This is a genomic window from Aeribacillus composti, assembly GCF_007827555.1.
GTDB classification, from domain to species: Bacteria; Bacillota; Bacilli; order Bacillales; family Aeribacillaceae; genus Aeribacillus; species Aeribacillus composti.
The window spans coordinates 149508-156756 of sequence record NZ_VISS01000005.1; the positions used below are offsets into that span (position 1 = coordinate 149508).

At 39.6% G+C, this 7249-nt stretch carries 7 protein-coding genes; 4 read left to right on the plus strand and 3 right to left on the minus strand.

Annotation, left to right across the window (positions count from 1 at the left end):
• Positions 1–101 precede the first annotated feature (101 nt).
• Together FB379_RS04495 and ccpA are read left to right on the plus strand one after the other, a co-directional pair.
• Positions 102–1178 (plus strand): bifunctional 3-deoxy-7-phosphoheptulonate synthase/chorismate mutase, encoded by a 1077-nt coding sequence (locus FB379_RS04495; RefSeq protein WP_063387336.1) that lies wholly within the window; start codon positions 102–104, stop codon positions 1176–1178.
• A 240-nt stretch (positions 1179–1418) separates the two neighbouring features.
• On the plus strand, positions 1419–2423 hold the full coding sequence (gene ccpA, locus FB379_RS04500) for a catabolite control protein A (RefSeq protein ID WP_144597130.1): 1005 nt from the start codon (positions 1419–1421) through the stop codon (positions 2421–2423).
• 35 nt (positions 2424–2458) lie between these two features.
• On the opposite strand, the gene FB379_RS04505 is transcribed toward ccpA, so the two are convergent.
• From FB379_RS04505 to FB379_RS04515, 3 genes are read right to left on the minus strand one after another with little or no spacing between them, the layout of a single operon-like run.
• The gene (locus tag FB379_RS04505) at positions 2459–3655 is read right to left on the minus strand and encodes an acetoin utilization protein AcuC (RefSeq protein WP_063387338.1); all 1197 of its coding nucleotides are present in this window, start codon (positions 3653–3655) and stop codon (positions 2459–2461) included.
• A 1-nt stretch (position 3656) separates the two neighbouring features.
• Positions 3657–4298 (minus strand): acetoin utilization AcuB family protein, encoded by a 642-nt coding sequence (locus FB379_RS04510; RefSeq protein WP_144597132.1) that lies wholly within the window; start codon positions 4296–4298, stop codon positions 3657–3659.
• Positions 4299–4332: 34 nt separating this feature from the next.
• Entirely contained in the window at positions 4333–4965 is a 633-nt protein-coding gene (locus FB379_RS04515) for a GNAT family N-acetyltransferase (protein WP_066248879.1), read from the minus strand.
• Between the two features lie 159 nt (positions 4966–5124).
• On the opposite strand from FB379_RS04515, the gene acsA reads away from it, so the two are divergent.
• Both acsA and FB379_RS04525 read left to right on the plus strand, forming a co-directional pair.
• A complete protein-coding gene (acsA, locus tag FB379_RS04520) occupies positions 5125–6840 on the plus strand; it encodes an acetate--CoA ligase (RefSeq protein ID WP_144597134.1) in 1716 nt (571 codons plus the stop codon).
• Positions 6841–6947: 107 nt separating this feature from the next.
• Positions 6948–7247 (plus strand): hypothetical protein, encoded by a 300-nt coding sequence (locus tag FB379_RS04525; RefSeq protein WP_242009284.1) that lies wholly within the window; start codon positions 6948–6950, stop codon positions 7245–7247.
• Positions 7248–7249: the final 2 nt, after the last annotated feature.

Sequence of the window (7249 nt, forward strand, 5' to 3'; positions counted from 1 at the left end):
ATAAAGAAATTTTTAGTGACATTTCAAGGAATATGGTTTATAATAAACCCTAATTAAAATCAAATGCTTAAAATTTTGACGGATGTGAAAGGGTGGAAAAAATGAGCAATACAGAATTAGAAGCGCTTAGGGAACGGGTTGATGAAATCAATTTGCAAATTTTAAAATTAATTAACGAGCGAGGCAAGCTTGTTCAAGAAATTGGGAAAGCGAAAGAAGCGCAAGGAGTTAACCGATATGATCCTGTCCGTGAACGAAAAATGCTCGATTTAATAAAAGAACATAATAATGGTCCATTTGAAGATTCCACTTTACAGCATATTTTTAAGGAAATATTTAAAGCGGCATTAGAGCTTCAAGAGGACGATCATCGAAAAGCATTGTTAGTATCAAGAAAGAAAAAGAAAGAGAATACAATCGTTGACGTCAAAGGCGAAAAAATCGGGGATGGCAGCCAATACTTTGTTGTCGGTCCTTGTGCGGTAGAAAGCTATGAGCAAGTAGCTGCTGTTGCGGAAGCAGCGAAGAAACAAGGCTTGAAGCTGCTAAGAGGCGGTGCATTTAAACCTAGAACATCACCATATGATTTCCAAGGTTTAGGCATTGAAGGCTTAAAAATTTTAAAAAGAATTGCTGATGAGTTTGATATGGCAGTTATTAGTGAAATTGTGTCGCCTCAAGATATTGATGTGGCCCTTGATTACATCGATGTCATCCAAATCGGGGCACGGAACATGCAAAACTTTGAATTGTTAAAAGCAGCAGGATCTGTTCGCAAGCCTGTATTGTTAAAACGCGGTCTTTCTGCAACGTTATCAGAATTTATGAATGCTGCGGAATACATTATTTCTCGAGGTAACGATCAAATCATTCTTTGTGAACGCGGAATTCGCACGTATGAACGCGCTACAAGAAACACGCTGGACATTACAGCAGTTCCGATTTTAAAACAGGAAACACATTTGCCTGTATTAGTTGATGTCACTCATTCAACAGGCCGGAAAGACCTTCTAATTCCTGCTGCAAAAGCTGCTCTTGCTATTGGGGCAGACGGTATTATGGCTGAAGTTCATCCGGATCCGGAAGTAGCTTTGTCAGATTCTGCGCAGCAAATGAATATTGAGCAATTCAATCAGTTTATTTCTGAATTAAGACCATTAGCGAAAGTAAATGCCTAATTGAATATCGTCTATTTTTTAAAAAAGGAGCCTTTTAAGGTTCCTTTTTTTGCGTAGATCGTTTACATTATTTAATGAAGGATATACTTTAATGAACATATTTTTTTAACGAAAAAGGTAAAAATATAAGAAAACACGCCAAGCACATTGCGGACGAATGCTTTGTATCGTATGATAAGAGTTATACGGAAGAGACTGTTATTTATTTGATATAGATCATTTAGATGAGGAGTGTTGATCATGAATAATGTGACGATATATGATGTTGCACGTGAAGCGAACGTTTCGATGGCGACAGTTTCACGAGTTGTAAACGGCAACCCGAATGTAAAGCCGACAACTAGAAAGAAAGTATTGGAAGCGATTGAGCGTCTCGGCTATCGGCCAAATGCGGTCGCAAGAGGGCTGGCTAGCAAAAAGACGACGACTGTAGGTGTTGTTATACCGGATGTATCAAGCACATTTTATTCAGAATTGGCTCGCGGGATTGAAGACATCGCAACGATGTATAAATATAATATTATTTTAAGCAATTCTGACCAAAATAAAGAAAAAGAATTGCATTTGCTTAACACCCTTTTAGGGAAACAAGTGGATGGAATTGTATTTATGAGCGGCAATATTACAGAGGAGCATGTGGAAGAATTTAAACGTTCACCGGTTCCTATTGTGCTTGCATCAACTTTTGATGAGAACAATGAACTGCCTTCTGTTAATATCAATTATGAACAGGCAGCCTATGATGCGGTTAAGTTTTTAATCGATAAAGGACACAAACATATTGCCTATGTATCCGGGCCGATGGAAGAGCCTGTGAATAAAGTGAAAAAGCTTAAAGGATACATACGTGCACTTGAAGAGGCAGGGCTCCAATACGATGAACAATTTGTAGTAGAAGGAGATTATTCCTACGAATCCGGGATTGAAGCATTTGACAAAGTGTTGGAGCTGTCGCCAAAACCGACTGCAATCTTTGTTGGAACGGACGAAATGGCATTGGGCGTGATTCATGCCGCTCAAGATAAAGGCTATGAAATTCCGAAAGATTTTGATGTCGTCGGCTTTGACAATACTCGTTTGGCGACTATGGTTCGTCCGCGATTAACAACCGTTGTCCAACCGTCTTACGATATCGGTGCGGTTGCGATGCGCCTGTTAACAAAATTGATGAACAAAGAGGAAGTAGATAATCATATTGTTGAACTCCCGCATCGTATTGAAATTCGGCAATCGACAAAATCATAATCTTTTTAAGCTGGAGAAAAAACGGCCAAGCTTTTTTAAAAAGTTTGGCCGTTAACATTTTTTTTTGCATTATATTCCCTTTGCTGCCGGATGAATTGCAGAGCCAATTCAAGAGTGTGATTGTTTTTTTCTTCAATTTCTTTTTTCCTTGGAATCGGTTGATATAACGGATCGGGATCTTCCCATGTTGGGATTAATTCAACGGGAGATTTCTCCTGCCATTTTTCCAGCCATTCTTTCGGAAGAGCCCCTTGTGCTTTGCAGCTTAAATTTTTCATCTCCAGCCAAATGAGCGACCAAGCTCTTGGAACAACCCGCCAAATATCGTAGCCTCCTCCGCCGACAGCTATCCATTTTCCATCGCAGTAGCTGTGGGCAATTTCATGTGCAAGCTTCGGGATTTCCCGGTAAATATTGATGCTGGCGTGAAGATGAGTTAGTGGATCAAAATAGTGGGCATCAGCTCCGTTTTGAGTGACGATGACATCAGGCTTAAAGTACTCTGCAACTTCTGTAACGGCCTCTTTGTAAACTTTTAGCCATGATTCATCTTCGGTAAATGCATCTAACGGAATATTAAAGGCAAAACCGTATCCAGAACCTTGTCCCCGCTCATGAACTGTTCCTGTCCCAGGAAATAAATATCGCCCAGTTTCATGAATAGATAGTGTGCAAACGTTTGGCTCATCGTAAAACGACCATTGAACACCATCTCCGTGATGCGCATCCGTGTCAATGTACAGCACTCTTGCCCCATATTTTTCGATAATATATTTAATCGCCACTGCGCTGTCATTATATATACAAAATCCAGACGCTTTCCCCCTGAAGCCGTGATGAAGACCTCCGCCTAAATTTAAGGCATGCTTCGATTTTTCCATCATGACATGATCAACTGCTGTTAATGTCGCGCCAACAATAAGAGAACTGGCCTGATGCATGTTTTGAAAAATAGGTGTATCTTCCGTACCAAGTCCGTAGTTTAAAGCTTCATGCTCAGACAGCTTTCCTTCCCCTGCCTGTTTTACTGCACGAATATAGCCGGCATCATGAATAAGCTCCAGCTCCTCATCTGTTGCAAATCTTGGTTCAACTATTTCATCATCTTCAAGCGCTTTCAATTTTTTTAGCAAATCAACTGTTAATTCTACTCGCAGCTGGTTGAATGGGTGCTTATTACTAAATTTATAATTTAAAAATAAAGGGGAATAAATAAACACGCTGTCTTTCATGTTATTCCCCCAACATATGAGGCCATACAACGGTATAACCTTTTTTCTCAAGCTCAGTAATAAGCCCCATTGGATTCATCGTCTGCACCCGAAAAACTAGTGTTTTGAATTTTTCGTTTTCTTCCGGATACACAAAAACGCTGGAAATGTTTACTTTTCCTTTATGAAATACTGTTGCGACTTCTGAAAGCATTCCGGTTATATTGGGAACTCTTACTTCAATGCGGGAGCTGGGCTGATGGGCTCCAGTCAACTTTACAAACGTATTCAAAACATCTGTTTTGGTAATAATTCCGACAAGCTTTCCATTTGTAGTAATGGGGAGGCAGCTGATTTTATGCTCATAAAAAATCGTAGCAGCATCTTCAACAAAATCAAGAGGGTGTCCGGTTATGACATCGGTTTTCATAATGTTTTTAACTGGCTTGTTTAAAAGCGCATCCAATTTTTCATTTTTACTTAATATAGAGGGAGCAGCATCGCGAATATCTCTGTCTGATATAATGCCAATAAGGGTATTCTCTTCGCTGATGATCGGAATATGCTTGATTCTAGCTTTTTTAATTAAGTTTAAAGCATCTTGGATCGAGTGATCCGGAGAAAGCGTGAGTACGTTTTTTTGCATGATTTTTTCAATAATCATGTTATCCATCCCCTTTCCAAGAATAGCATGGCGATTAATACAAAAATCTGTTTGTAAACCTTAATTGGTCGAATTTCTGAATCGATTCGTTATCTACCCTTTTTCCAATACGAACCATTAGACAGTTTGCAGGATGAGAGCAAATTTCTGGATCATCTGTTGCATACCATTCAAGACCGCCTGCATTCATCATTTTTTCCATCATTTTTCTATACTCCCAAACATTTAAGCCAGTTCCTTTTAAATCCCAATGCCAATAATATTCCGTTGTAATAATGATGTAATCTTCCATTGCATCATCCATCATCGAAACAATCAATAAATTTTTTCCAATTTCACATCCGCGAAATTCTGGAATCACTTCAATGGCTCCTAGCTCAATTAAATTTTCCATCTTTCCTTCAGACCATCGTTCTAGAGGATCAGGGTATAAAAATGTAACGTACCCGATGATTGTTTCGTCTTTTCTGGCAATAATAATCCGTCCTTCAGGAAGCTTGGCAATTTCTACAAGCGCTTTGTGCTGCCTTGGTGCAGGACGGAAAGCTGTTAAATCCTCATGAAATTTATAGCCTGCCAGTTTATCGGGGGGAATTGGCCCTTCGACAATCACCGTTCCATTTGGAGTTTCAATTTCTTTGGCATGATATGTTTTTTTATGTTCCATTCATTACACCGCCTACCAATCTAATAACCTATTCATATTATACAGGAATTGTCGAACATAATCGGATTTGTTTTGTAAAAAATTTTTACAAAATTGCGAAATGGAATAAAAAGTTATATAATGATAAACAAATATACTAATTTTTAGGGGGGTACTTCGATGAAAGTGGAAGCGCTACCAGCAATAAAAGGGAACTACAACTTAGCAAACTATGAGGAAGCATATGCGAGCTTTGACTGGAAAGAAGTAGAGGAGAATTTTTCATGGAGTAAAACTGGGAAAATCAATGCGGCTTATGAGGCGATTGACCGTCATGCAGATGGGTCCAAAAAAAATAAAGTCGCACTTTATTATCGCGATGCGAATCGTGACGAAAAGTATACGTTTGAAGAGATGAAAGAGCTCTCCAATAAAGCTGCGAATGTTTTAAAACAGCATACCGACCTTCAAAAAGGTGATCGGGTTTTCGTATTTATGCCTAGAAGTCCAGAGCTTTATTTTGTCATTTTGGGCGCAATTAAACTAGGAGCTATTGTAGGTCCTTTATTTGAAGCGTTTATGGAGAGCGCGGTAAAGGATCGTTTGGAAGATAGTGAAGCAAAAGTGATTGTAACAACAAAAGAGCTGCTGTCAAGAGTTCCAATTGATGAATTGCCTGCGCTCAAACATGTGGTGGTTGTTGGAGAAGATGTAAAAGAAGAAGGAAAAATAATCGATTTCTTTGCTCATTTTGAAAATGCAAGCAAAGATTTGGAAATTGAATGGGTGGATCGGAGAGACGGACTTCTTTTGCATTATACTTCCGGATCAACAGGAAAACCGAAAGGCGTTCTCCATGTCCATAATGCGATGATTCAGCATTATCAAACAGCAAAATGGGTTCTTGACTTGAAGGAAGAAGATATTTATTGGTGTACGGCAGACCCTGGATGGGTGACCGGAACAGTTTACGGTATTTTTGGTCCGTGGCTCCTAGGTGTTACAAATGTTATTGTTGGAGGCAGATTCAGCCCTGATTATTGGTATGAAACAATCGAAAAATACGGTGTCACTGTCTGGTACAGCGCTCCAACAGCGTTTCGGATGCTGATGAGTGCAGGAGACGAATTGGTGAAAAAATATAATTTAAGCTCTCTGCGCCATATTTTAAGTGTCGGAGAACCTTTAAATCCTGAAGTTATTCGCTGGGGAATGAAAGTATTTAATAAGCGCATTCATGATACTTGGTGGATGACGGAAACAGGCGGGCATCTTATTTGCAACTATCCGTGTATGGATATCCGGCCTGGATCAATGGGCAAGCCGATCCCCGGCGTAAAAGCAGCAATTATTGACGATCATGGAAATGAATTGCCTCCAAACCGAATGGGGAATCTAGCAATTAAAAAAGGCTGGCCTTCCATGATGCAAGCAATTTGGAATAATCCTGAAAAATATGAATCTTATTTTATCGGTGACTGGTATGTATCTGGAGACTCCGCTTATATGGATGAAGATGGATATTTTTGGTTTCAGGGACGGGTTGATGACGTCATTATGACTTCCGGCGAACGGGTCGGACCGTTCGAAGTAGAAAGCAAGCTTGTTGAACATCCTGCCGTAGCGGAAGCTGGAGTTATCGGCAAGCCGGACCCTGTTCGAGGAGAAATTATTAAAGCGTTCGTTGCATTGCGCAGCGGCTATGAAGCATCAGAAGATTTGAAAGAGGATATTCGCCAGTTTGTTAAAAAAGGGCTGGCAGCACATGCAGCGCCACGGGAAATAGAATTTTGCGAAAAACTGCCGAAAACTCGAAGCGGAAAAATTATGCGCCGCGTGTTGAAAGCATGGGAGCTTAACTTGCCAACAGGTGACTTGTCGACGTTGGAAGATTAAAAAATAATCGAAGCCGTAAGTCTAGTAAATAGGCTTGCGGCTTTGTTATTGGCATTAATAATAGATTGATAAAATAAACGCTAAAAATGGAAATAGGAGAGAAGCTTATGGAATCATCCCTTTTATTGAAAGAATTGCGAACGAAAGAGGAAATTTTTGAAGGATTTTCAGTGATGAAACATTTGCGGATACAATCATTTCTTGAATTGGTGCTTGAAGCTAAACAAAAGGAAGGATATCAATTAGTTGCTCTTTACGATCATAATAAAATGGTTGCCATCACCGGATTTATGCCAATGATCACTTTATACTACTGTAAATTATCATTTTATCTCCGCATAAAAAGCCTTCTTTTTTGCAAATTCCTTCGGGATGTTCTTCTCCCCTTTTCTGAAAGAGTGTGCTAAAT

Bases quoted from the DNA above. Each gene is read 5' to 3' on its own strand.
- FB379_RS04525 (WP_242009284.1), top strand. From the start codon at position 6,948: ATGGAATCATCCCTTTTATTGAAAGAATTGCGAACGAAAGAGGAAATT.
- FB379_RS04515 (WP_066248879.1), bottom strand. From the start codon at position 4,965: ATGGAACATAAAAAAACATATCATGCCAAAGAAATTGAAACTCCAAAT.
- ccpA (WP_144597130.1), top strand. From the start codon at position 1,419: ATGAATAATGTGACGATATATGATGTTGCACGTGAAGCGAACGTTTCG.
- FB379_RS04510 (WP_144597132.1), bottom strand. From the start codon at position 4,298: ATGATTATTGAAAAAATCATGCAAAAAAACGTACTCACGCTTTCTCCG.
- FB379_RS04495 (WP_063387336.1), top strand. From the start codon at position 102: ATGAGCAATACAGAATTAGAAGCGCTTAGGGAACGGGTTGATGAAATC.
- acsA (WP_144597134.1), top strand. From the start codon at position 5,125: ATGAAAGTGGAAGCGCTACCAGCAATAAAAGGGAACTACAACTTAGCA.
- FB379_RS04505 (WP_063387338.1), bottom strand. From the start codon at position 3,655: ATGAAAGACAGCGTGTTTATTTATTCCCCTTTATTTTTAAATTATAAA.